Source organism: Streptomyces vulcanius (genome assembly GCF_042653945.1).
Classification (GTDB): Bacteria; Actinomycetota; Actinomycetes; order Streptomycetales; family Streptomycetaceae; genus Streptomyces; species Streptomyces mangrovi.
In genome coordinates this window covers 249,326-273,694 of sequence record NZ_JBHSFK010000008.1, presented here as the reverse complement: position 1 = coordinate 273,694, position 24,369 = coordinate 249,326, and the positions used below count along the sequence as shown (strand labels likewise).

25 protein-coding genes are annotated in these 24,369 nt (G+C 72.0%); 20 read left to right on the top strand and 5 right to left on the bottom strand.

All coding sequences use genetic code 11. The annotated features are described in order from the left end of the window. Nucleotides 1-139: 139 nt before the first annotated feature. The 4 genes from ACFPIH_RS15050 (at nt 140) to ACFPIH_RS15035 (ending at nt 4,718) form a co-directional block, all read left to right on the top strand. Complete coding sequence (locus ACFPIH_RS15050; protein ID WP_381171948.1) at nt 140-1,426, top strand: aspartate kinase; 1,287 nt, start codon at nt 140-142, stop codon at nt 1,424-1,426. After that, nucleotides 1,426-2,499 (top strand): aspartate-semialdehyde dehydrogenase, encoded by a 1,074-nt coding sequence (locus ACFPIH_RS15045; protein ID WP_381171946.1) that lies wholly within the window; start codon nt 1,426-1,428, stop codon nt 2,497-2,499. The genes ACFPIH_RS15050 and ACFPIH_RS15045 overlap by 1 nt, the downstream gene beginning before the upstream one ends. Nucleotides 2,500-3,000: 501 nt before the next feature. Continuing rightward, entirely contained in the window at nt 3,001-3,576 is a 576-nt protein-coding gene (locus ACFPIH_RS15040) for a SigE family RNA polymerase sigma factor (RefSeq protein ID WP_381172133.1), read from the top strand. Nucleotides 3,577-3,689: 113 nt separating this feature from the next. Further along, nucleotides 3,690-4,718, top strand: a complete 1,029-nt coding sequence (locus tag ACFPIH_RS15035) for a hypothetical protein (RefSeq protein ID WP_381171944.1) — start codon at nt 3,690-3,692, stop codon at nt 4,716-4,718. On the opposite strand, the gene ACFPIH_RS15030 is transcribed toward ACFPIH_RS15035, so the two are convergent. Continuing rightward, nucleotides 4,688-5,509, bottom strand: a complete 822-nt coding sequence (locus ACFPIH_RS15030) for an SURF1 family protein (RefSeq protein ID WP_381171942.1) — start codon at nt 5,507-5,509, stop codon at nt 4,688-4,690. The genes ACFPIH_RS15035 and ACFPIH_RS15030 overlap by 31 nt on opposite strands. A gap of 133 nt (nt 5,510-5,642) precedes the next feature. On the opposite strand from ACFPIH_RS15030, the gene ACFPIH_RS15025 reads away from it, so the two are divergent. Beyond that, a complete protein-coding gene (locus tag ACFPIH_RS15025) occupies nt 5,643-7,457 on the top strand; it encodes a S9 family peptidase (protein WP_381171940.1) in 1,815 nt (604 codons plus the stop codon). 219 nt (nt 7,458-7,676) lie between these two features. Here the strand turns inward: ACFPIH_RS15025 and ACFPIH_RS15020 are convergent, their stop codons facing one another. Then, nucleotides 7,677-9,587, bottom strand: a complete 1,911-nt coding sequence (locus ACFPIH_RS15020; protein WP_381172130.1) for an NAD-binding protein — start codon at nt 9,585-9,587, stop codon at nt 7,677-7,679. Between the two features lie 181 nt (nt 9,588-9,768). On the opposite strand from ACFPIH_RS15020, the gene ACFPIH_RS15015 reads away from it, so the two are divergent. Then, nucleotides 9,769-10,815 carry a permease gene (locus ACFPIH_RS15015; RefSeq protein ID WP_381172127.1) on the top strand — a complete coding sequence of 349 codons (1,047 nt, stop codon included), beginning with the start codon at nt 9,769-9,771 and terminating at the stop codon, nt 10,813-10,815. A 16-nt stretch (nt 10,816-10,831) separates the two neighbouring features. Beyond that, entirely contained in the window at nt 10,832-11,542 is a 711-nt protein-coding gene (locus ACFPIH_RS15010) for a TIGR03943 family putative permease subunit (protein ID WP_381171938.1), read from the top strand. 1 nt (nt 11,543) lies between these two features. Here ACFPIH_RS15010 and ACFPIH_RS15005 read toward each other — a convergent pair whose 3' ends face one another. The 3 genes from ACFPIH_RS15005 to ACFPIH_RS14995 form a co-directional block, all read right to left on the bottom strand. Further along, a complete protein-coding gene (locus ACFPIH_RS15005) occupies nt 11,544-11,984 on the bottom strand; it encodes a hypothetical protein (protein ID WP_381171936.1) in 441 nt (146 codons plus the stop codon). A 100-nt stretch (nt 11,985-12,084) separates the two neighbouring features. Next, nucleotides 12,085-12,792, bottom strand: coding sequence for a DUF1775 domain-containing protein (locus tag ACFPIH_RS15000; RefSeq protein ID WP_381172124.1), 708 nt, complete (start codon nt 12,790-12,792; stop codon nt 12,085-12,087). Between the two features lie 69 nt (nt 12,793-12,861). Beyond that, nucleotides 12,862-13,515 carry a hypothetical protein gene (locus ACFPIH_RS14995; protein ID WP_381171934.1) on the bottom strand — a complete coding sequence of 218 codons (654 nt, stop codon included), beginning with the start codon at nt 13,513-13,515 and terminating at the stop codon, nt 12,862-12,864. A 140-nt stretch (nt 13,516-13,655) separates the two neighbouring features. Between ACFPIH_RS14995 and ACFPIH_RS14990 the strand changes: the two genes are divergently transcribed. From ACFPIH_RS14990 to ACFPIH_RS14930, 13 genes are all read left to right on the top strand, one after another. Continuing rightward, on the top strand, nt 13,656-14,048 hold the full coding sequence (locus ACFPIH_RS14990) for a GntR family transcriptional regulator (protein ID WP_381171932.1): 393 nt from the start codon (nt 13,656-13,658) through the stop codon (nt 14,046-14,048). Next, nucleotides 14,045-14,953 carry an ABC transporter ATP-binding protein gene (locus ACFPIH_RS14985; RefSeq protein WP_381171930.1) on the top strand — a complete coding sequence of 303 codons (909 nt, stop codon included), beginning with the start codon at nt 14,045-14,047 and terminating at the stop codon, nt 14,951-14,953. Before ACFPIH_RS14990 ends, ACFPIH_RS14985 begins: the two co-directional genes overlap by 4 nt. Continuing rightward, nucleotides 14,950-15,924 carry an ABC transporter permease subunit gene (locus ACFPIH_RS14980; RefSeq protein ID WP_381171928.1) on the top strand — a complete coding sequence of 325 codons (975 nt, stop codon included), beginning with the start codon at nt 14,950-14,952 and terminating at the stop codon, nt 15,922-15,924. The genes ACFPIH_RS14985 and ACFPIH_RS14980 overlap by 4 nt, the downstream gene beginning before the upstream one ends. Nucleotides 15,925-16,038: 114 nt before the next feature. Beyond that, complete coding sequence (locus tag ACFPIH_RS14975; RefSeq protein ID WP_381171925.1) at nt 16,039-16,428, top strand: luciferase domain-containing protein; 390 nt, start codon at nt 16,039-16,041, stop codon at nt 16,426-16,428. A gap of 71 nt (nt 16,429-16,499) precedes the next feature. Then, nucleotides 16,500-16,889 carry a BlaI/MecI/CopY family transcriptional regulator gene (locus tag ACFPIH_RS14970; protein ID WP_381171922.1) on the top strand — a complete coding sequence of 130 codons (390 nt, stop codon included), beginning with the start codon at nt 16,500-16,502 and terminating at the stop codon, nt 16,887-16,889. 163 nt (nt 16,890-17,052) lie between these two features. After that, entirely contained in the window at nt 17,053-18,144 is a 1,092-nt protein-coding gene (locus ACFPIH_RS14965) for a hypothetical protein (RefSeq protein WP_381171919.1), read from the top strand. Between the two features lie 58 nt (nt 18,145-18,202). Then, on the top strand, nt 18,203-18,418 hold the full coding sequence (locus ACFPIH_RS14960) for a hypothetical protein (RefSeq protein WP_381171916.1): 216 nt from the start codon (nt 18,203-18,205) through the stop codon (nt 18,416-18,418). 215 nt (nt 18,419-18,633) lie between these two features. Continuing rightward, nucleotides 18,634-19,989 carry an MFS transporter gene (locus ACFPIH_RS14955; protein ID WP_381172121.1) on the top strand — a complete coding sequence of 452 codons (1,356 nt, stop codon included), beginning with the start codon at nt 18,634-18,636 and terminating at the stop codon, nt 19,987-19,989. A 76-nt stretch (nt 19,990-20,065) separates the two neighbouring features. Further along, entirely contained in the window at nt 20,066-21,166 is a 1,101-nt protein-coding gene (locus ACFPIH_RS14950; RefSeq protein ID WP_381171914.1) for a beta-ketoacyl-ACP synthase III, read from the top strand. Next, nucleotides 21,163-21,402, top strand: a complete 240-nt coding sequence (locus tag ACFPIH_RS14945; RefSeq protein WP_381171911.1) for an acyl carrier protein — start codon at nt 21,163-21,165, stop codon at nt 21,400-21,402. Before ACFPIH_RS14950 ends, ACFPIH_RS14945 begins: the two co-directional genes overlap by 4 nt. Before the next feature lie 22 nt (nt 21,403-21,424). After that, nucleotides 21,425-22,315, top strand: a complete 891-nt coding sequence (gene scoE / locus ACFPIH_RS14940) for a (3R)-3-[(carboxymethyl)amino]fatty acid oxygenase/decarboxylase (protein WP_381171908.1) — start codon at nt 21,425-21,427, stop codon at nt 22,313-22,315. Next, nucleotides 22,312-22,809, top strand: a complete 498-nt coding sequence (gene scoD, locus ACFPIH_RS14935) for a (2E)-enoyl-ACP glycyltransferase (protein WP_381171905.1) — start codon at nt 22,312-22,314, stop codon at nt 22,807-22,809. Before scoE ends, scoD begins: the two co-directional genes overlap by 4 nt. 19 nt (nt 22,810-22,828) lie before the next feature. Continuing rightward, on the top strand, nt 22,829-24,346 hold the full coding sequence (locus ACFPIH_RS14930) for a long-chain-fatty-acid--CoA ligase (RefSeq protein ID WP_381171902.1): 1,518 nt from the start codon (nt 22,829-22,831) through the stop codon (nt 24,344-24,346). The last annotated feature ends 23 nt before the right edge of the window (nt 24,347-24,369 follow it).

The window sequence follows — 24,369 nt, the reverse complement described above, 5'->3', positions numbered from 1 at the left end:
CACAGCTATCACTTGCGTGCCAGTGGGCAGGGAACCTCCGAAGCGAGCGGCCGGACATCTCACCATGCGGTACCCCAGAGGTGAGAATCGGGCGCTCGTTAGACTGAGCCGACTTAGACAGAATGAGCGAGGAGCGCACGTGGGCCTTGTCGTGCAGAAGTACGGAGGCTCCTCCGTAGCCGATGCCGAGGGCATCAAGCGCGTCGCCAAGCGGATCGTGGAAGCGAAGAAGAACGGCCACCAGGTGGTCGTGGTCGTTTCCGCGATGGGCGACACGACGGACGAGCTGATCGATCTCGCCGAGCAGGTGTCTCCGATGCCCAGCGGCCGGGAATTCGACATGCTGCTGACCGCCGGAGAGCGGATCTCCATGGCACTGCTGGCCATGGCGATCAAAAACCTGGGCCACAGCGCCCAGTCGTTCACCGGCAGCCAGGCAGGCGTCATCACCGACTCCGTTCACAACAAAGCCCGGATCATCGATGTCACGCCGGGCCGCATCCGCACCGCGCTGGACGAGGGCAACATCGCCATCGTCGCCGGGTTCCAGGGCGTCAGCCAGGACAAGAAGGACATCACCACGCTCGGGCGCGGCGGGTCCGACACCACCGCCGTCGCCCTCGCCGCGGCGCTCGACGCAGAGGTCTGCGAGATCTACACCGACGTCGACGGCGTGTTCACCGCCGACCCGCGCGTGGTGACGAAGGCGCGGAAGATCGACTGGATCGCCTTCGAGGACATGCTGGAGCTCGCGGCCTCCGGCTCCAAGGTGCTGCTCCACCGCTGTGTGGAGTACGCCCGCCGCTACAACATCCCGATCCACGTCCGGTCCAGCTTCAGCGGACTGCAGGGCACCTGGGTCAGCAGCGAGCCGACCCGACAGATTCAGCAAGGGGACAAGCCGGTGGAGCAGGCCATCATCTCCGGTGTCGCGCACGACACCTCCGAGGCCAAGGTCACGGTCGTGGGCGTGCCGGACAAGCCGGGCGAGGCCGCCGTGATCTTCCGGACGATCGCCGACGCCGAGATCAACATCGACATGATCGTGCAGAACGTGTCCGCCGCGTCCACCGGGCTGACGGACATCTCCTTCACGCTCCCCAAGGCGGAGGGCCGCAAGGCCATCGACGCCCTGGAGAAGAACAAGGCCGGCATCGGCTTCGAGTCGCTGCGCTACGACGACCAGATCGGGAAGATCTCGCTGGTGGGCGCGGGGATGAAGACCAACCCCGGGGTCACGGCCGACTTCTTCAAGGCCCTGGCCGACGCGGGCGTCAACATCGAGCTCATCTCGACCTCCGAGATCCGTATCTCGGTCGTCACCCGCGCCGACGACGTCAACGAGGCCGTGCGCGCCGTGCACACCGCCTTCGGGCTCGACTCCGACAGCGACGAAGCCGTCGTCTACGGGGGCACCGGACGCTGATGTCCCGGCTGTTGACGACGGGCATCCGCCGTCCGACGCTCGCGGTCGTGGGGGCGACCGGGGCCGTCGGCACCGTCATGCTCCAGATCCTGTCCCAGCGGGCGGACATCTGGGGTGAGATCCGTCTCGTCGCCTCACCGCGCTCGGCCGGCCGCAAGCTGACCGTGCGCGGTCAGGAGACCGAGGTGTCGGCGCTGTCGGAGGAGGTCTTCGACGGGGTCGACATCGCCATGTTCGACGTACCGGACGAGGTCGCGGCCAAGTGGGCGCCGGTCGCCGCCGCCCGGGGCGTGGTCGTCGTGGACAACTCCGGGGCCTTCCGGATGGAGCCGGACGTGCCGCTGGTCGTCCCCGAGGTCAATCCGCACGCGGTACGCAGCCGGCCGCGCGGGATCGTCGCCAACCCGAACTGCACCACCCTGTCGATGATCGTCGCCCTGGGCGCGCTGCACTCCGCCTACGGGCTGCGCGAGCTGGTGGTGTCGTCGTACCAGGCGGTGAGCGGGGCCGGGCGGGCCGGGGTGGAGACGCTCCGGCAGCAGATCTCCCTGGTGGCCGGCACCGAGCTGGGCACCAGCCCTGGTGATGTGCGGCGGGCGGTCGGGGACAACACCGGGCCGTTCCCGGAGCCGGTCGCGCTGAACGTCGTCCCGTGGGCCGGGTCGCCGCGGGCGGACGGGTGGTCGTCGGAGGAGATGAAGGTGCGGGACGAGTCCCGCAAGATCCTCGGGCTGCCGAAGCTGCCGGTCGCCGTGACCTGCGTACGGGTGCCCGTCGTCACCACGCACTCCCTCACCGTCCACGCCCGCTTCCAGGACACGGTCACCGTCGGCGGCGCCCGCGAGATCCTCGCCACCGCGCCCGGCGTCGTCCTCTTCGACAACCCCGAGGCGGGGGAGTACCCCACCCCCGCCGACGTGGTCGGCACCGACCCGACCTGGGTGGGCCGCGTCCGCCGCGCCCTGGACGACCCGACCGCCCTGGAACTCTTCGTCTGCGGCGACAACCTCCGCAAGGGCGCCGCCCTCAACGTCGCGCAGATCGCCGAACTCGTGGCGGCGGAGCGGCACTGACCGGCCGGTCAGGAGCGCTTACTGACTCAAGGGTCAGGAAAAACGGGGAAAAGTGCTGGCCAGGGGCGGGCACGTTTGTAGGATTCAGGCCAGAAAGTGTGAGGCGGTCGACGCGTCCGATCACTTGTATCGGGCACCTTCGGCGTCCGAAGATTTTCCTCCCTGTACCCCGCAACCGTGCGCGGCGCGGGGAGCGTCTTTGTCGGCACCCTCCGGGTGGCGCAGGGGTGTGAACGATCACAGCGCTTGGGGGCGCGGTGGTCCGGGCGTGGGGACGCCCGTTCTGATGGCAAACAGGGGAAGAGCGGGACGCATGAGAACGACGCCGGTTTCGCGGTCGGGCGCGAAAGAGACGGCAGACGCGTACAACCCCCACGGGGGGAAGCGTGTCCAACAGGCGTGGCAGAGGTACTCGACTTCCCAGTGGCGGCGCGAAGCACGGCGCTGCGGCCGTCCCGCGCCGCTCTGCGGCCCCGTGCGGCCGGGGCGGCGCCCGGCGGCATGCCGGTGATCGCCCCCATGCCCGCAGCGCGGCCCACCCGCATTCCCAGCCAGCGTGACGGCGCCGAGGACACCGTGGCGGCCGGCACCACCGTCGACCACCTCACCGAGACCTACCGGGCCCACTACCGCTCGCTGCTCGGTCTCGCCGCCCTCCTCCTCGACGACACCGCCTCCTGCGAGGACGTCGTCCAGGAGGCCTTCATCCGCGTCCACTCCGCCCGCAAGCGCGTCCGCGACCCGGAGAAGACCCTCGCCTACCTCCGCCAGACCGTCGTCAACCTCTCCCGCTCCGCCCTGCGCCGCCGCATCCTCGGCCTGAAGCTCCTCTCCAAGCCGATGCCGGACATGGCCAGCGCGGAGGAGGGCGCCTACGACCAGCTCGAGCGCGACTCGCTCATCAAGGCGATGAAGGGCCTCCAGCGCCGCCAGCGCGAGGTCCTGGGGCTGCGCTACTTCGCGGACATGACCGAGGCGCAGGTCGCCGAGACCCTCGGCATCTCCCTCGGCTCGGTCAAGGCCTACGGCTCACGCGGCATCGCCGCCCTGCGCCTGGCGATGGAGGCACCGGCGTGAGCGGCGAGCCCGAGGAGCACGGCTCCCACGAGCGGCACGAGCCGTTCGCATGGCACGAGCCGACGTCGCCGAGCACACAAGAGCCGAAGCAATCGCACGCTGGGAACCCAACCGTGAACCTCCACCTCGACGACCAGAGCCCCGAAGGGCTCGACTCGGACGAGCTGGCACTGCGCCGGATGCTGCACCAGGCGGTCCAGGAGATGGAGCCGCGCGACGGGGCGCTCGACCACCTCCGGCGGGCCGTCCCCGCCCGCAGGGCCCGCAAGCGGCAGACCGCCGTCGGCGTGGCCGCCGCCGCGCTCTTCGTGGGCGCCGCCGTCCCCGCCGCCATCCATGTCTCCGCCGCCGGCGGCTCCGACGTCAACCCCGCCGTCGCAGGCCAGGCCTCGCAGGCCCAGGGCGGCACGGGCCAGGGCAAGAACCCCGACGGCGGCTCCTCGGGCAAGGTCGGCGACTCCTCCGGCAAGACCGGTGAACAGGGCAAGAGCGGCGCCACCGAGGCCGACCCGAGCGCGGACACCGGCACCGCCGGCGCCACCAGCGGCTCCGGCCCCGCCGCCAGCATGGCCCCGTCCGTCACCCCGTGCGCCGCGTCCCAGCTCGGCTCCACCACCGCCGACGTCCAGGGCGCCGACTCGGCCGGGGCCGTCTACGGCACCTTCCGTGTCGTCAACGTCTCCTCCACCGCCTGTACCGTGGCCGGCGCCGCCTCCGTGGCGACCGCCGCCCAGGGCGCCGCCGACGCCACGAAGATCACCGTGGTGGAGCACGTCTCCGGCGACCCGGCGGCGAGCCTCCCCGACCCCTCCCTGTACCTCACCCAGCTCACCCTCGCCCCCGGGTCCGCCTACGACGTGAAGTTCGCCTGGGTCCCGTCCGAGACCTGCCCCACCACGGGCAGCAGCAGCGGCGGCACCGGCGGCACGTCCTCCCCGTCCCCGTCTCCCAGCGAGGGTGACGCCACCACCGGCGAGACCACCTCCGGCACCTCCGCCCAGCTGCTCACCGAGGACGGCACGGCGGACGGCAGCGTCGGTGTGACCTACACCGCCGACGACGGCACGACGACCGTCTCGGCGACGGTGTCGAACGCGTGTGCGGGGATCGTCTATCGGACGGGCGTACTGGCCTCTTCGTGAACGTCTTCCCGATCGGCTGACGGCTGGTCGTCCTCAGGGACGATCCCGAGGGCCGCGTCCTTGGCGAACTCCACCTCGCGGCGCAGCAGCCGGAACCACATGAACACCACGAACCCCGCGAACACGAACCACTCGCCGGTGTACCCCAGGTTCTGGAACGCCTTCAGATCCAGCCCCGTGTCGGGCGCCGCGCTCGCGGGTACGGCCGTCATCCCCGAGTCGGCGGTGTCGAGGGTGATCCAGGCGTCGTAGAGGTCGTACGGCACCAGGTTGACCAGCGACGCGGCACTGATCGCGGCGGTCTGCCCGGCCGGCAGGCCCCCCTGGGCGCTCACACCGTTGTCGCCGGGCTGCTCGGACGCCTGGAGCGCACCGGTGACGCTGACCTCGCCGGAGGGCGCCGCCGGAGCTCTGCCGCTGTCCGCCCTGCCGGGCAGCCAGCCGCGCACCACGGGCAGCGCCTTGCCGCCGTCGGTCCGCAGCAGGGTGAGCACGTAGTACCCGTTCTTCCCGTCCAGCTGCCGGTCCGGCACGAGCAGCTGCTTGCCGTACCGCCCGCGCGCGATGACCTGCTTGCCGGAGGTCACCTTGTCCACGGGCAGCATCTCGGCGAGCGGCCGGGCGGCTTCGGTACGGGCCGCCTGCGCCTGCTCCTTCGCGTCCCGCTGGGCGTCGACGCGCGCCTCGAACCGGCTCAGCTGCCACGACCCCATGAACACACAGAAGGGGATGGCCAGCAGCACGAAGACGTTGATCCCCCACCAGCGGGGCGTCAGCAGGAACCGGTACACGCCCTCCACGGTACGGGGCAGGTGCGGGGGATCTGCTCGCGGGGTGTGGGCTTGGGTGTGGGCTTTGGCGAAGTTATCCACAGGGTGAGGGGCGTGGCGGTGCATTGTCGTCGCGGGCGGGCAGGATGGGGCCATGACTGAGAGCAACGGGTCCGCCGCGCCGGAGCGGACCGAGGAGATGCCGGACTGGGAGAAGCGCTTCAGGGCGCCGAGGGTGTCGCTGCCCGACTGGGCCGAGGACGCGCCGCACCGATCCCTGTTCGTGTCCAACGCGACGGGAACGTACGAGCTGTACGCCTGGGACCGCGCCACGGGCGAGCAGCGCCAGGTGACGAAACGGGCGAACGGCACGACGGACGGCGTGCTCTCCCCTGACGGTTCCTGGATCTGGTGGTTCGACGACAAGGACGGCGACGAGTTCGGCGTCTGGCGCCGGCAGCCCTTCGAGGGCGGCGAGGACGACCTGGCCACGCCGGGCCTCGACCCGTCCTACCCGGCGGGCCTGGCCCTGGGCCGGGACGGCCGTACGGCGGTGGTGGGCCGTTCCACGGACGAGGAGGGCACGACGATCCATGTGGCCCGGGTGGGGGAGTCCCCCTTCGAGCTGTACCGCCACCGCGAGTCGGCGGGCGTGGGCGATCTCTCCCACGACGGTTCGCTGATCGCCATCGAGCACACCGAGCACGGCGACGCCATGCACTCCGCGCTGCGGGTGCTGCGCCCCGACGGCACGAAGGTCGCCGAGCTGGACGACACCAAGGGCGGCACGGAGGAACTGGGCCTGGAGGTCCTCGGCTTCGCCCCGGTCGACCGCGACACCCGGCTGCTCATCGGGCACCAGCGCCGGGGCCGCTGGGAGCCCCTCGTGTGGGACGTGGCGGCGGGCACGGAGACCGAGCTCGCCCTGGACATGCCCGGCGACGTCAGCGCCGAGTGGTACCCGGACGGCTCCGGCCTGCTGATCGCCCACAGCTTCGAGGCACGCAGCGAGCTCTTCCGGTACGACCTCGCGAGCGGCGGCCTGGAGCGGGTGCCGACCCCTGCGGGCACGGTGTCGGGGGCGACGGCGCGCCCGGACGGCAGCGTGGAGTACCTGTGGTCCTCGGCCGCCGAACCGCCGGTCGTCCGCTCCACCACCGGGCGCGTGGTCCTGGACCCGCCCGGCATGAAGTCCCCCGGCTCGGTGCCGGTGGAGGACGTGTGGGTGGAGGGCCCCGGCGGCCGGATCCACGCCCTCATCCAGAAGCCGGCCGGCGCCACCGGCCCGCTGCCCACCGTGTTCGACATCCACGGCGGCCCGACCTGGCACGACAGCGACGCGTTCGCCGCGGCCCCGGCCGCCTGGGTGGACCACGGGTACGCGGTGATCCGCGTCAACTACCGCGGCTCCACGGGCTACGGCCGCGCCTGGACGGACGCCCTGAAGGTGCGGGTCGGCCTGATCGAGCTGGAGGACATCGCGGCGGTACGGGAGTGGGCGGTGTCGTCCGGCCTGTCCGACCCCGCCCGGCTGGTCCTCACCGGCGGCTCCTGGGGCGGCTACCTCACCCTCCTCGGCCTCGGCACCGAGCCCGAGGCGTGGACCGTGGGCATCGCGGCGGTGCCCGTCGCCGACTACGTCACGGCCTACCACGACGAGATGGAGGCCCTGAAGGCGATGGACCGCACGCTGCTCGGCGGCACCCCCGAGGAGGTCCCCGACCGCTTCGACACGTCCTCCCCGTTGACGTACGTCGACGACGTCAAGGCCCCGGTGTACATCTCGGCCGGCGTCAACGACCCCCGCTGTCCCATCCGCCAGATCGACAACTACGTCAAACGCCTGGAGATGCGGGGCGCGACCCACGAGGTCTACCGCTACGACGCGGGCCACGGGTCGTTGGTGGTCGACGAGCGGATCAAGCAGGTCCAACTGGAACTGGACTTCGCGGAGAGGTATGTGAAGTAGGGGTCGGGGGCACGACTGCTTCTGCGCAACCGCGGGCAGTCGTGCCGCTGGGGCGGCACGGGTGGGCGGTGGGGGTCCCCCCGCTCGAGCGAAGCCGAGAGTGGGGGAGGCACCCCGCGAGCGCGGGCGAGCGCAACCCACCCCCTGCCCGGCCCCTAAGCCCCCGCAACCCACTCCCGCCCGGCCCCTACGTCCCCGCAACCCACCCCTGCCCGGCCCTTACGCCCCCGCAACCCTCCGGCGCCGGCCCAGCAGTTCCGCCAACCCCCGCCGGGTGGCGGCCAGTACCACTCGGTCCGTGTCCCGTAGTACGTAGGTGTCGGGGAGGTCCCACACCAGCCCCGACCCGCCCTCCCGCTCCGCCCCCGCGTCGAGCGCCAGCACCCGCCAGTTCCCCGGCCTAAAGGCCTCCCCGACGGTCCGCCCGGTCAACTGCACATGCTCCCCGACCTCCAGCGCGGCGAACAGCAGCACCCGTCGCTCCACCGGGATCGCCCCCAGGATCTGCCGTCCCATCATCGCCCCGGCGAAGGACGGCGCCGACAGGTGCGACACACTCCGGCTGCGGGTCAGCGCCTGCGGATGCGCGGCTCGCAGGGTGCGGTAGACGGCCGTCGCGAAGTCGTCGTCGTACAGCCGCAGCACCACCCGCAGATCGCCCCGCAGGGACCGCGCGTACAGCGCGGCCTCCAGGTTCGTCGTGTCGGAGCTGGTCACCGCAAGCAGCGCGTGCGCGCGGTGGATCTTCGCGGCCTCCAGGACGCCCTCCTGGGTGACGTCGCCCAGGACGACCGGTACCCGCAGCCGCCGCGCCACCGCCACCCCGCGCGCCTCCGGCGCGGCCTCCACGCACACCACCGGAATGTTCAGTTCCCGCAGCCGGGTCAGCACGCGCGTACCGATCTTTCCCAGGCCCAGGAGCACCACGTGTCCGCCGAGCCCGCGCGGGGGCCGGCGTACCGAACCCGCCCCGCGGAACGTGCCGAGCGCCTCCAGGACCGCCGCCAGCAGCACCGGCAGCAGCAGCAGCCCGACGAGGCCGGACAGCAGTTGCAGTACCTGGCGGGCCGTACTCGCGCCGATCGCAGGGTCGTTGATGGCGAACAGGTCCAGCAGGGTCAGGTACAGCGCGCCCAGCGGATGGATCCCGGTCACCACCCACAGCGTCACCGCCAGCGCGAACACACAGCCCACGAGCCCGGCCAGGGACCATCGCAGCCGCCGCGAGAAGAGGGAGGCGAACGGGGCCACGACCCCGACCCCCCGTCCCGCCGGCAGCGCGGGCCCGGCCGAGTACGACACCTGTTCCAGGACCACCGAGCCGCGCCGCCCGGCCGCCGCGCGCACCGCGTCGGCGTCGGGCAGCAGCATCGGCCCCTGCTCCCCGCTGCTCTCGGAACCGTCCGCGAAGGCGGGATCGGCGCCGTTCGCGGAGAGCAGCGCGAGGGTGGGCAGCCGCTCGTCCGGGACGGCGGCCGGCTCCCCGGGCGCCGGCGCGCGCCGCTCGACGGCCCGCAGCAGCAGGCCGTCCGTCTGCACCACCTTGGTGGTTCCGGCGACGGCCGCTGCGGTCAGCGCGGGCGCGGCGGTGTCGGCGTCGGAGAGGACGGTCGTCGAGGCGTCCCCGGAGACGGAGGCGTCCCAGGAGGCGTCGTGGTCACCGCCGTAGGCCAACGTGGCCGCCTGGTCGAGGAGTTCCTCGATGTGCTGGCCCAACCGCCGGTTGTACAGCCGCAGTACGAGCCGCAGCCGCGGGTTGAGCCGGCGGGCGGTGAGGGCGGCGCGGATGTTCGTCTCGTCGTCGTCGTACACGAGCGCCAGCGCCGCCGCCCGCTGCACGCCCGCCTCGGCGAGTACGGCTTCGGTGGGCTCGACGGCCTCCAGAGTCCGCTGGCCGGAGGCGGGTTCACCCGCGGTCGCGGGGGCGGTGCCGTTGCCCGCCGCCCGGCTGACCGCCGCGCTCACCACCCGGTCGAGCAGCGCCGCCGACACCGCGCGGGCCCGCCCCACGACCGGGGGCCGCGCGGAACGGTCGGCGGGCGGTACGACGAGGGTGACCTGTTCCTCGTAGACGCCGCGCAGTTCGGCTGCGAGCCGGTGCGCGAGCGCGTCGTCGCCGCACACCACCATGTGCGCGCCGGCGCCGCCCGGCGCCCGGCCCTGGTTCGGAACGCTCCCCGCAAGACTCCCCACGAGGGAGAAGACTGCCGTACCGGGACGGCGGGTTCCACGGGGGCGGTGAACACGTCGCGTGGACGTGCCGTATGAATGGGGAGGAAGGCGAGAAATCCGGAGGTGCCCGACCGTGGCCATCGCCAAAGCGGGCCCGCAGGCCCCTCAGGCCCCGCAGGCCTCGCACGAGGCGCACGAGGCGGCGCCGCGCCGTGAGACGTCGCCGCCCGACGAGCCACGGCGGTTGAACTCGCCGCTCGTCCTGACCATGACCCTGCTTCTTCTCGTCCTCCTCCAGAGCCCCATCCGCCGCGCGCTCTCCGCCCCGGTGATGCAGAGCTGGATGACGGTCTTCGTCGCGGTCGTCATCCAGGCGCTGCCCTTCCTGGTGCTGGGTGTGCTGCTGTCGGCGGCGATCGCGGTCTATGTGCCGCCGTCGTTCTTCGCCCGCGCCCTGCCCTCCCGGCCCGCGCTCGCCGTCCCGGTCGCCGGGGTCGCGGGCGCGCTGCTGCCGGGCTGCGAGTGCGCGTCGGTGCCGGTGGCGGGGTCGCTGGTCCGGCGCGGTGTGACCCCGGCCGCGGCCCTCGCCTTCCTGCTCTCCGCCCCGGCGATCAACCCGATCGTGCTGACGGCGACGGCCGTGGCCTTCCCCCGCGATCCGGAGATGGTGCTGGCCCGGTTCGTCGCCAGCCTGCTCGTGGCGTGCGCGATGGGCTGGCTGTGGCAGCGCGTCGGCCGTACCGACTGGATGAAGCCGCCCGCCCACGCGCACCACGAGGGGCAGAGCAAGGGGGCCGCGTTCTGGGACTCGGTCCGGCACGACGTGGTGCACGCGGGCGGCTTCCTGGTGGTGGGCGCGATGGCGGCGGCGACGCTGAAGGCGGTCGCGCCGGAGAGCTGGCTGCGTACGGCGGCCGGCAACCCGGTCGTCGCGGTCCTCGCCCTCGCCCTCCTCGCGGTGATCCTCTCCATCTGCTCGGAGGCGGACGCGTTCGTCGCCGCGTCGCTGACCCAGTTCTCCCTCACGGCCCGGCTCGCGTTCCTGGTGGTCGGCCCGATGATCGACCTGAAGCTGTTCGCGATGCAGGCGGGCACCTTCGGCCGCGGCTTCGCGTTCCGCTTCGCCCCGATGACGTTCGCGCTGGCCATCGTGTCGGCGGTGCTGACAGGAGCCGTGCTGCTGTGACCGGAAAGGTGCTGCTGTGAACCGACAGTCCCAGGCGGCCGTCCTCTTCCTCCTCGGCGCGGCCCTGCTGCACGCCGGCACGACCGACCTCTACCTCCGGTACGTCAAGGCGGGCCTACGGCCGCTGCTGCTGGCGGCCGGCGCGGTGCTGATCGTGGCGGCGGCGGCGACGGTCTGGTACGAGCGCCGCAGAGCCGGTGAGGAGGACGATCACTCGCACCCCGAGCCCCGGGTCTCCTGGCTGCTGATCCTCCCCCTCCTCGCCCTGATCCTGATCGCCCCGCCGGCCCTCGGCTCCTACAGCGCGACCCGTACGGGTACGGCCCTCCAGGAACCCCTCGCCTACCCGGCCCTCCCGGCCAAGGACCCGCTGCCACTCAGCGTCGTCGACTACGCGGGCCGCGCGGTCTACGGCCACGGCCGCACCCTCGCCGGCCGCCAGGTGCAGCTCACCGGATTCCTCGCCCTGGACCACGACGGCACCGCCTATCTGGTCCGGATGGCCCTCAACTGCTGTGCCGCCGACGCCCAGCCGGTCAAGGTCGCCCTCACCGGCGACCTTCCACCAGTGCTTCAGCCGGACACCTGGCTCGCCGTCACCGGCACCTACACCCCCCGGCAGTCCCGCGACCCGGTCAACAACGGCCCGATCCCGTTCCTCCAGGTCACGACCGTCAAGCCGGTGGCCACGCCGAAGGACCCGTACGACGAGAGCTACAACAACTGAGTCAGTTGGTTTTCGCGTCCGGGTCCTCGATGGTGCCGCCGAGTTCGGCGCGGGCCGCCTCCATCGCGGAGCGCGGGTCGGCCGACAGCACCCAGCGTTTGCCGACGAGGTAGACACCGCCGTACAGCTGGGCCGTGTCGAGCCAGCCGCGCTGGCCGTCGTCGGTGTCGAAGGTGAGCAGCACGTACTGGGCGCCGTCCGCCGACTTGCACACGCCCTGCCGGAAGTCGAGCGTCTTGCCGGCCTCCTTCGGCGCGCCCTCGCAGCCGACGGCCTTGCCGAGCGCCTCCAGGGTCTCCGGCTCGGCGGTCGGCGCCGCGCTCGTCGACGCGGACGTCTTCTCCTCGTTCCCGCCGGAACCGCTGTCGCACCCGGCGAGCAACAGCGCCGCGGCCACCGCGACCCCCGCGACCCCGAGCGGACGACGAGCCGGACGGTACATCGGAACTCCCTGTACGGGGCGGGTGATCGGTCCTCCCTGAGTACGGCGGTGGCGACTTGGGTGTTCACCCCGGGGACCGTCGGCCCCCGGGGCGCGCGGCCTACTCCCCGGTGACGTCCCCGCGGCGGCGCACGAGGATCGTCACGGCACCGGCCACGACGAGGACGCCCGCGACGATCGCCACCCAGACACCGGCCGACAGCCCGTCTTCTTCCTTCTCGTCCGAAACGGACGGCTTCGAAGCGCTCGGAGTCGCAGTCGCAGTCGGCGTCGGCGTCACCGGCTCCGACGCGCTGGGCGACGGCGACCCGATCGGCGTCGCGCCCGCCGCCGCGGCCTTGAGTTTCAGTACCGGCGCCGGGTTCTCGTCGCTCTCGTCCAGCCCGATCCAGCGGTCGGTGCGCCCGTCGCCGTAGGTCTGGAGCATCTTGAAGGCGAGTTCCTTCGCGTCGGGCAGCTGCTTGACGACGACCGAGTACTCGGCGTTGACGCCGGCCTTCAGCGCCGCGCCCTTCACGGTCCAGCCGTCGTCGTTGACGGTGAACTCCCAGCCCTTGGGGCCCTCGCCGTACGACACGTCGGCCGGGGCGATGCCCTCGGGCAGGACGACCCGGATCTCGGAGATGCCGGCGGTGTCCGACTCCGACTCGGCGTCGAAGGCGATCTCGACGTTCTGGGCGAGGGCCTGCGCGTTGGCGGACTCGACCTCGACGTGGGCGGCGGCGGGGCCCGCGGCCAGCAGTACGGCGGTGCCGGTCGCGGCGGTCAGCAGGGTCAGGCGGTGTGCGATGCGGTGCTTGTGGTTCATGGTGTGGGTGTCTCCAGGCACGGGGGAGCACGGTACGGCTTCCCTCGGGGGAACGGCCGTTCCGGCGGGTCAGTGGGCTGCGAGGACGTGACCCGTCCCGGGCGGACCCCGCCGTACCACCACGTCCGCGAGCACCGCGCCCCCGGACGGCTGCCGTTCGGGGCGGGGGAGGGCCGGGGCCGAGGGGCGCGGACCCGGCGCGGCTGGCCGGCGTCCGCCCGGCAGGACGGCGCGCAGCGCGGCGATCCGGGCGCGCGCCGCGTCCACGGCCGCCGTCAGACCGCGCGCGAGTGCCCAGCAGACCGCGTCGGCGCGGTGCAGCAGGACGGCGACCAGGACGGCCGCGGCCAGGTGCAGGGCCGTCATCGTCAGCGTCGCCGAGTCGTGCAGCCGTCCGTGCCAGGCGGCGGGGGTGCCGTCAACGTGGTTGAGGTGGCCGGGGTGCGGCGTGCCGTGCGGGTGTGTGGCCGTGAGCCACAGATGCAGTCCCGCCTGGGCCGCGCCGCAGGCCGCCACCACGGCGGTCAGGGAGCGGGGCCGCCGCCCGCCGGCCAGCCCCACGCCGAACAGCGCCAGTGCCGCGAACCCGCCCTGCCGCCAGGGCAGGGGCCCTTCGGCCGCCACATGGTGCGCGCTCACCCCGAGCACCGCCCCCACCACGGCGAACACCGCCGCCCGCAACACGGGCAACGGCACACGGGACGGCGGGCTGGGCGTGGTCATGACCCGCCCATCATGCGCCATCGATCAGCCCACCCGGGACCGGATCCCCAAGAGGGCGCGCACAGCGGTTCCTTGACGAGGAGTCACTCTAGAGAGCTAAAGTACTAGCTAGCTAGATAAATAGAAGAACGGAGGAGCTGGTGATCGAGTTCCACCTCGACGGCAAGTCCGGACTGTCGCCGTACCAGCAACTGGTGCAACAGGTGCGGCACGCCCTGCGACTGGGCCTGCTGGCGGAGGGCGACCGGCTGCCGACGGTCAAGGAAGTGGCCCGGCAGACGGCGGTCAACCCGAACACCGTGCTCAAGGCGTACCGCGAGCTGGAGCACGAGGGGCTGGTGGCCGCCCGGCCGGGCGTCGGGACGTTCGTGACGCGGACGCTCACCGACGCCTCGCTCGCCGCGCACGGCCCGCTCCGCCAGGAGCTGCGCCGCTGGCTGACCAAGGCCCGCCTGGCCGGACTCGACGAGGAGTCCATCGAGGCCCTGTTCATGAGCACCTTTCGCAACGCCGCCGGGGAGGACGTAGCGTGAGCGCGACAACGAGGGATGTCTTACGGGCCCGCGGTCTGGGCCGGAGTTTCGGGCGGCGCTGGGCGCTGCGCGACTGCGACCTGGACGTGCCCGCCGGCCGGGTCGTCGGCCTGGTCGGCCCCAACGGAGCGGGCAAGTCGACCCTGTTGAACCTGGCCACCGGCATGCTGACGCCGACCGAGGGCACGGTGGAGGTGTGCGGCGGCCGGCCCGCCGAGAACCCCGGGCAGCTCGCCAAGGTCGGTTACGTCGCCCAGGACACCCCGGTCTACTCCGGCCTGAGCGTGGCCGACCATCTGCGCCTGGGCGCCCGTCTCAACCCCGGCTGGGACGACGCCCTGGCGCGCGAGCGGATCCGGCGGCTCGGTCTGGACCCCGGGCAGCGGGCCGGACGCCTCTCCGGCGGCCAGCGCGCGCAGCTCGCCCTCACCCTGGGCATCGCCAAGCGGCCCGAACTGCTCGTCCTCGACGAACCGGTGGCCGCTCTCGATCCCCTGGCCCGCCGCGAGTTCCTCCAGGACCTGATGGAGGCGGTCGCCGAGCAGGAGCTGAGCGTCGTGCTCTCCTCCCATCTGGTCTCCGACGTGGAACGGACCTGCGACCACGTGATCGTGCTGGTCGACTCGCGGGTGCGGGTGGCCGGTGACCTCGACGACCTGGTCGCCCGCCACCACCGGCTCACCGGCCCGCGCCGCGATCCGGCGGGCCTTCCGCCGCATGTGCGGGTGATCACCGAGAGCCACACCGAGCGCCAGACCACGCTCGTCGTCCGCGCCGACGGACCGCTGCACGACCCCGCCTGGACGGTCGGGCCGCTCGGCCTGGAGGACATCGTCCTCGCCTATCTCGCCCGGCCCGCCCACGCGGTCCGTGACACCCGCCCCACCTTGGAGGTCCTGCGATGATCTGGCTGACCTGGCGCCAACTCCGGGCCCAGGCCGCGCTGGCGGGTGCGGCGCTCGCCTTCCTCGGCGTGCTCCTCGCGGTGACCGGTCCCCACCTCGCCGACGGGGGAGACGCTCTGCTCGGGCGGCTCACCGAGACCGACCAGACCGTCTACTACGTCGTCCTGGCGGCGATGTTCGTCCTCCCCGCCGTCATCGGCATGTTCTGGGGCGCGCCGCTGATCGCCCGTGAGCTGGAGAGCGGAACGCACCGGCTGGCCTGGAACCAGTCCGTCACCCGCACCCGCTGGCTGCTGACCCGGCTCTCCCTCACCGGGCTCGCCGCGGCGACCGCCGCGGGGCTCGCCTCCCTCGCGGTGACCTGGTGGTCGGGGCCCATCGACCGGGCCGCCGCGGCAGGCGGCAGCGAGGGTGTGGACCCGTTCTTTCCGCGCCTGCATCCGCTCGTCTTCGCCGCCCGGGGTGTCGTCCCGGTCGGCGTCGCCGTCTTCGCGTTCGTGCTCGGGGTGACCCTGGGCCTGCTGATCCGCCGCACGGTACCCGCCATGGCGACCGCCCTGGCGGTGTACGTCGGCGTCCAGTTCGCCGTACCCGTCTGGATCCGGCCGCAGCTGGTGCCGACCGAGCGGACCACGGTGCCGGTCGACGGCAAGGGCCCGATCGGGGTCGGTGAGGACAGCCTGCGGATGGCACTTGACCAGCCGGGATCGTGGATCACCTCCCAGGAGACCCTCGACGCGTCCGGTCATGTGCTGGGTTCGCTGCCGTCGTCCGTCACCGAGTGCACCCCGCCCACGCCCGTGGAGACCTGTCTGGCGACCCTGACCCGGCAGCACTACCGGCAGCGCATCACCTACCACCCCGCCGACCACTTCTGGCCGCTCCAGTGGGCCGAGACGGCCCTCTACCTCACGCTTTCCCTCGCCCTGGCCGCCCTGTGCGTGTGGTGGCTGCGCCGCCGCCCCGCCTGACGGCACCGAACCCATGCTCCACGGGGCCTACTTCCGGCTGGTTCCTGCGCTACGGCCGGGTTACGTCTCCCTCAAAGCCTGGTGACCGTGTGGTGAGCGGAGCATGATGGAGCCATGACGGCGGCCTGGCATGCCCTGGGGCAACTGGCGAGCTGGCCGGATCTCGCGGAGGTCCGGCCGAGTTGTGGCACGGGGCGGGCGTTGCGCTCGACCCGTGCCGAGATCGCCCATTTCCACTCCGACAGCAGCGTCGACCTCCACCTGACGGTCAAGGCCATCCGCCGCTTCGAGCACGACCTGCGGCACTCCACCGCGATCCGGCTGGTGCCGGGCTCGCACTGGGTCACGGTACGCCTGGAGTGCGGGTCGGACGTCAACCTGCTCATGACCCTGATGAGTGCCGCCCTCCAGGCCCACGACCTGGCACCGGACCTGGACGGCGTGCTGTCGGTGCGCTGCAACGACAGCCGCGAGGCGGTCCTGGCCCACCGGGCGCGCCTGTAGCTCTACACCTCTGTAGACGATGCCGGGGCCTCCCCTACGATGTCAGGACGGCGGCCGGGAGGAGACAGGGCGTGACGGAGCGGCGGCAGCGTTCCCGGCGGCGGGGGCAGGGTGAGCTGGAGGCGCTGGTCCTGACGGCGCTGTCGGAGGCGGACGGACCGGTGACGGCCGGCTGGGTGCAGGAACGCCTGGGCGGCGACCTCGCCTATACGACCGTCATCACCATCCTCACCCGGCTGCTGGCCAAGGGCGCGGTCACGCGGGAGCGCGGCGGCCGGTCGTTCACCTGGCTGCCCGCGTCGGACCGGGCGGGCCTGGCCGCGCACCGGATGCGCCGGGTGCTGGACGGCGAGCGGGACCGGGAGGCCGTACTCGCGAGCTTCGTCACCGGCCTCGGCCCCGAGGACGAACGACTGCTGCGCGAACTGCTCGGCCGGCCGCACGGCCGAGGGGAAGACTGACGCCTCGACGCGGCCGCTCGCTCTCGCCCCGTGACCGTACGGGGACACAGGAGGACCGAAGAGTGACCACATCGCTGACAACGCAGGTCGCACGGGCCAAATCCGCCCCGGGACGCGTACGTACCCTCGCCCGATGCGGTCCCTTCCTGTCAGGCTCGGACATGTGACGTACGTAGTGACCGTGGACGCGTGCATCCCGGAGGACACTCCGGAGATGGACCCGCTGCAGCGCGCAGGCGCAGTGGCACTCATCGAGGACGGATTCGACTCCGTCAAGGCCGTCGAGGGCCCCGACGGAGTGGAGGTCGATCTTCTTGACACCATCGTGGCAGTCCACCCGGGCGGAGCCGTTCTGAAAGTCGTCGTGGACGCCCCGGCGCTGGAGTTCGCCGAGGACGCCGTACACGCGCTGGTCGACGAACTGCTGGAGCGCACCGAACTCCTGGCCGACTGGACGATCGAGCGCTGCGAGGTCGAACTCCACCAGGACCTGGCCAGACAGAGCCTCGACGCGGCCGAGGGCCCGGACGCCCCGCCCGACGACCCCGCGGCCCGGAAGGCCCGCCACAGCGAGAACCCGACGCCCAAGGCCGCCGCCGACCAGAACCCCGCCGCGACCGTACGCCTCCGCATGCTGGCCCTGGCGGCCGAACCGCGCCACTCCTTCCCGCCGTCGCTGTTCGCCGAGCCGCCCGCCGAGAACGACGAAGGCCACGCGGACGGCGCGGCCGTGCCGTCCGAGAGCGCCCAGCTCGCGGCCGGAGCCATGCTCTACACGACCGACATCCTGGTGGAGGAGCTCTTCGAGGACCTCCAGGTCCTGACCCAGGAGGACACCACCGTCGCGGAGTGCGAAGGCCCCCTGTGGCACCTGGAGCGCCTCCCCGACCGCTACGCCCTCCAGTACGACGCCCGCTTCGCCCGCCGCTTCCTGGTCACGGTGATCGCCATGAACACCCGCATCACCGACGGCACCTTCCAGCGCCCCCGGTGCGTCGCGGAGGAGCTCGCCCTGCGGTTCCTCCTGCACCAGGCCACCATGACCCTGGAACTCCACAACCTCCTCGACGACGCCGTCTCGGCCGCGCTGGACACCTTCACCGACAAGGCGTACGACCACACGTCCCACGAATGGCTCTACGACCCCCCGGCCTCCACCTCCGCCCCCCTGGAAACCACCCTCACCCCCTTCAGCTCCTGGTTCACCCCCTCTCCCGAACCCAGCCACCCCATCGCGGACAAACCCTCCATGTGACGCGCACCACACCCACGCTCCGGAACCCGGCCGGTGACCGGTCCGACTACTGCGGTTGATGGGCACCTACCGGCCGCTGTGCGGCTTCCTCCTGCTGTTGGTCCTGATCTTCGCCGTGTCCTACGCGGTGGGTGCCGCTGTCGGCCCCGGCGCACCCGGGACGCCCGGCGGCACCAGCACCAGCACCAGCACCGGCGGCGGCGCGGGCATGGACGACATGGACGACATGAGCGACATGGACGGCATGGACGGCATGCAGGGGGGTCACGGCTGATGGGCGGCCGCGATGTCGGCCGGCTCGGTGCTGGTGGTGGCCAACAGCCTGCGCCTGCGCGTCTGGCAGCCGTAGCCGGCCTCCCTCTCGTCAACTGCCGCACCAGCAAAGGAAATTGATCCGAGGAAGTCGGGAACTGGAGCCTGTTCTCGGCCGACTACTGGTCCGACAGCACAGCTCGCGCGACACCGATGACACCAAGGGGGTCATGGATGATGTCCCTGTTGGTTCTGGCGTTGGGGCAGCTCGTCATCTCGCTCGACTACAACATCGTGTACGTCGCGCTGCCGGAGATCGGCTCGGACCTCGGATTCCCCGACCACGACCTGCAGTGGGTGGTCAGCGCCTACGTCGTGGCCACCGGAGGCTTCCTGCTGCTGGGCGGCCGGGCGGCGGATCTGCTGGGCCGGCGCCGGATGTTCGTCCTCGCGGCACTGCTGTACGCCGGGTCGTCGCTGGTGGGCGGGCTGTCGCAGACACCGGGTGCCCTGGTCGCCGTGCGGGCGGTCCAGGGTCTGGGCGGGGCGCTGCTCTTCCCGGCGACGCTGTCCCTGATCAACACCCTGTACGAGGAAGGGCCCGGGCGGAACCGGGCCCTGGCGGTGTGGGGTGCGGCGGGGGCCGGCGGGCTGTGCTTCGGCTCCCTGCTCGGCGGGGTTCTGGTGGAGGCGTTCGGCTGGGCGTCGGTGTTCTTCGTCAACGTGCCGATCGCCGGCGCTCTCGCGGTGGCCGGACGGCTGCTCTTCCCGGCGGACGGCCCACGGGACCGAACGCGGCGCTTCGACGCGGCGGGCGCGCTCACCGCCACGGGCGGGATCACCCTCCTGGTGTTCCTGCTGGTGCGGGCCCCGGCGGAGGGCTGGGCCACGCCCGCGGTCCTCACGAGCGCGGCGCTGTCCGTCTGCCTGCTGGCGCTGTTCGCCGTGATCGAGCGGCGCTCCCGTGAACCGCTCGTACCGGCACGGCTGTTGGCGCACCGGGGGCTGCTGGCGGCGATGGGGGTGACCGCGCTGTTCAGCGCCACGTTCAGTTCGGTGCCGTACTTCCTCACCCTGTACTTCCAGACCGTCCAGGGCTACAGCGCGGCCGCGACCGGCCTCGCGTTCCTGGTGCCGGCCGTGGTGGTCGCCGTGGGCACCCAGGCCGGAGAGCGGGCCGTGGCCGCCTTCGGGACGCGTCGCATGCTGGTCGGCGGGATGGCGCTGGGCGCCGCCGGAGCCGCCGCACTCGGTCTGGGGCTCGCCTCGGACGGCTCGTATCCGAGGCTCCTGCCGGGGATCGTGCTCCTCGGCCTCGGCCAGGGGGCCGCGTGGACGGGGATGTGGATCGCCGCGTCCGCCGGAGTGGCCGCGGGCGACCAGGGCGTTGCCTCCGGGCTGGCGTCGACCACTCTCCAGGTGGGCGGTGCGGTGGGCCTCGCCGTCCTGGTCGCGCTCGCCGGGGGCATGGGGCAGAGCGCCTCGGGTCCCGGGCTGCTCGACGGCATCCGTACCGCCGTGTTCGCCATAGCGGGCGGTATCGGCTGCGGCGCGTTCGCGCTGCTCGTCCGCCGCAGGACCACGAGTCCGTAGGCGCCGCCCCTTTCTTTGCGTCCGGTCCGTCCTTTGTCATGCCTGGAGTACCTGCATGTATCCGATGTATCCACTCATGTCCCCTCCGGCCGCCGTCCTGTGCGGGCTGGCCGGACGGGTGCCGTCCCGGGTGGTGACCAACGAGCACCTCGCGCGGCGGCTCGACACCGACGACGCGTGGATCCGTGCCCGGACCGGGATCCGGCAGCGGCACGTCGTCGAGCCGGGGCAGGCAACCTCCGACCTGGCCGTCGAAGCCGGCCGTGCGGCCCTCGCCTCCGCCGGCACGGACACGGCCGACGCCGTCGTCGTCGCCACGACGACCCCCGACCGCTCCTGCCCGGCCACCGCCCCCGCGGTCGCGGCGCGGCTCGGCCTCGACGGCGTGGCGGCCTTCGACGTCGGCGCGGTGTGCACCGGGTTCGTCTACGGCCTCGCCTCCGCCGCCGGGCTGATCGCGGCCGGCGTGGCCGAACGGGTCCTGCTGATCGGGGCGGACACCTACTCCACGATCGTGGACCCGCTGGACCGGGCCAACGCGATCATCTTCGGCGACGGCGCCGGAGCGGTCGTCCTGCGCGCCGGTCACCCCGACGAGCCCGGCGCGGTCGGCCACTTCGACCTCGGCAGCGACGGCACCCACGAGGACCTGATCACGGTCGCGGCCGGCGGCTCCCGCCAACGCTCCCTGCCGGGTGAACCCAGCCGTGCGGACCGGCACTTCGCGATGCGCGGCAAGGAGGTCTACCGGCACGCGGTGACCCGGATGGCGGAGTCGGCGCGGACCGCGCTGGACCGGGCCGGCTGGAAGACCGACGACGTCGACCACTTCGTACCGCACCAGGCGAATCTGCGGATCCTGCACTCGGTGGCCGACGACCTCGGGCTTCCGCGCGAGCGGTGCGTGACCCATGTCGAGTCCGTCGGCAACACGGGCGCCGCGTCCATTCCGCTCGCCCTCGCGGCGCAGGCGTTCAGACCCGGCGCCCGCGTTCTGCTCACCGCCTTCGGAGGCGGCCTCACCTGGGGCTCCTGCCTTCTGACCTGGCCCTCCTCTCTCTCCTCACCCTCCTCTCTCTCCTCGCCCTCCTCTCTCTCCTCGCCCTCCTCTCTCTCCTCGCCCTCCTCTCTCTCCTCGCCCTCCGCGCTCTCCCGACAAGAACGGACGACGCCATGAGCACCACCTACTCCCGACTCGTCGCCCTCCTCACGAGACTCCACGACGCCCCGGCCGACCGGATCCGCCCCGAGGCGACCCTCGGCGAACTCGACGTCGACTCGCTGACGACGGTCGAGATCAGCATCCGTATCGAGCGCGACCTCGGCGTGACCGTCGGCGACGACGAACTCGGGCCCGAACTCACCCTCGCCCGTCTCGCCGGACTCGTCGACGCCCGACTCGCGGCCGTCTGAACCCACGGAAGGAACCACCGCCATGCAGATCAAGGAACAGCCCGGCACCGCGATCGGCGCCACGGTCGAGGGCTTCGACCACACCACCGCCTCGGACGCCGACGTGGCCGCGCTCAAGCACACCGTCTACACGAAGAAGATCGCCGTCCTGAAAGGCCAGGATCTCTCCCCCCAGGAGTTCCTCGCACTCGGCAAGCGGCTCGGCCGCCCGGAGACCTACTACGAGCCGATGTACAAGCACCCGGAGGTCCCGGAGATATTCGTCTCCTCCAACGTGCCGAAGGACGGGAAGCAGATCGGCGTACCGAAGACCGGGAAGTTCTGGCACGCCGACTACCAGTTCATGCCGGACCCCTTCGGTATCACCCTCATCTACCCCCAGGTCATTCCGGAGAAGAACCGCGGTACCTATTTCATCGACATGGGCCGGGCGTACGAGCAGCTGCCCGAGGAGCTGAAAAAGGAAATCGCCGGAACGCGGTGCAGGCACTCGGTGCGCAAGTACTTCAAGATCCGGCCGCACGACGTCTACCGCCCCCTCTCCGAGATCATCGACGAGGTCGAGCGCAAGACCCCGGCCGTCGTCCAGCCGACCACCTTCACCCACCCCATGACCGGCGAGACGGTTCTCTACATCAGCGAGGGCTTCACCGTCGGCATCGAGGATGTGGACGGCGGCCCGCTCGACGAGGAACTGCTCAAGCGCCTCTTCGACGCGACCGGCCAGCTCGACGACACCTTCGAGCACGACGGCATCCACCTACAGGGCTTCGAGCGGGGCGACCTGTTGGTCTGGGACAACCGCAGCCTCATCCACCGCGCCCGGCACACGACCACGCCCGAGCCGACCGTCTCCTACCGCGTCACCGTGCACGACGAACGACGGCTGCACGACGGGATCAGGGCGGCATGACGGACGAAGCCCTGCTGGCGCGCGTGCTGACGCCGTACAAGGACCACTGCAGATACCTGCGTTCGGCCGTCGTGACAGAAACGGGCGGTCGCGCCGGCGCCCGCTGCGAGTTCGCGATCCCGGAATCGTGCTACATCGACGACACCGGCCATCTGAACTCCGTCGAGGTGAATATCTGCTTCAACCAGATGATGTATTACCTCGTCGCCAAGTCCGTGCAGGAGGGGCTGGGTTCGGGGTTCGCATCATGGACGCTGGACGATTTCTTCAAGCATCAGCTCCCGGACCTTCTCATCGCCCGTTTCTCGTCGAATTTCCGGCGCCCCATCAATCCACGCGGATTCTCCGGGGAGATGGAGTTCCGGTCCGTCACCCGGCGTGCCCCGGCCGGCGGGAGCCCGTTCCTGCACGCCGACACGGCCTTCCGCTACTGGGACGCCGCATCGGGCCGCTGCGACGGCGAGGCGACCCTCGCGTTCGTCAACGTCCCCTGACTCCCTGAAGGGACCGACCATGGAGACGCTCGTCCAGACCACCCGCCGCCACGCCGAGCACCGACCGGACCTCCCGGCCGTGCTCTGCGAGGGCCGCACCCTGACCTACGGCGACCTGCACCACGAGAGCAACCGTCTCGCCCACGCCCTCCGGGCCGCCGGACTCACCCCCGGCGACCGGGTCGCCTACCTCGGCAAGGAGTCCGAGCACTACTACGAGATCCTCTTCGCCTGCGCCAAGAGCGGCACGGTCCTTGTTCCCGTCAACTGGCGGCTCACCGCACCCGAGGTCGGCCACATCCTCCAGGACTCCGGCACCCGACTGCTGTTCCTGGACGAGGAGTGCGCCTCGGCCGTCGAGTCGGTGCCCGAAACCGTCGTACACCTGGGCTCCCTGGAGGGATGGCGCGCTCCGCACCCGCACCACGACACGGAGTTCGAGGCCACCCCCGACACCCCCGTCGCCCAGCTCTACACCAGTGGCACGACCGGACTGCCCAAGGGCGTGGTCCTCGCCCACCGCAGTTTCTTCGCGATCCGTGACGCCCTGGCGAGCGAGGGCCTGGACTGGATCGACTGGCGGGCCGGTGACATCGCGCTCGTCGGCATCCCCGGCTTCCACATCGGCGGCCTGTGGTGGGCGACGCAGAACTTCAACGCGGGCACCACCGTGGTCGCGATGCGCGCCTTCGCCGCCCGTGAGGCCGTCGACCTCATCCGCGACCTCGGCATCACCACCGCCTGCGTGGTCCCCGCCATGCTCCGCATGATGCTGACCGAACCGGGCGTCACCGCCAAGGACTTCACCACCCTGCGCAAGACGGTCTACGGCGGCTCCCCGATCTCCGAGGCCCTGCTGGAGGAGAGCCTGGCCGTCCTGGACTGCGAGTTCGCCCAGATCTACGGCCTCACCGAGACCGGCAACACCGCCGTCTGCCTGCCCCCGGCCGCCCATGTGCCGGGCGGTTCGCTGATGCAGGCCGCCGGACGGCCGTATCCGGGCGTACGCGGCAAGGTGATCGACGGCGAGGGCCGTGAACTCCCGCCGGGCGCGGTCGGCGAGGTCTGCCTGGCCACGCCCGCCCGCATGGTCGGGTACTGGGGGCTGCCGGAGAAGACGGCCGAGACCCTCGTCGACGGCTGGATCCACACCGGGGACGCCGGCTACCTCGACGAGGACGGCTACCTCTTCATCCGCGACCGCATCAAGGACGCGATCCTCGTCGCCGGCGAGAACGTCTACCCGGCCGAGATCGAGAACGTGCTGGAAGGCCACCCCGGCGTGGCCGAGGCCGTCGTCGTCGGGGCCCCCGACGAACGCTGGGGCGAGTACGTGCACGCCTTCGTCGTCCCGGACCCCGCCCACCGGCCCACCCCCAGGGACCTGCACACCTTCCTCGTCCCGAGGCTGGCGAGCTTCAAGCTGCCCGCCCGCTACGAGTTCGTCGACAGCGTCCCGCGCAACCCCAGCGGCAAGATCCTGCGCCGTGAGCTGCGCGACCGCTTCTGGGGCGACTCCGCCCGCAAGGTCAACTGACCCTCGAACAGGCCCGATGGAGA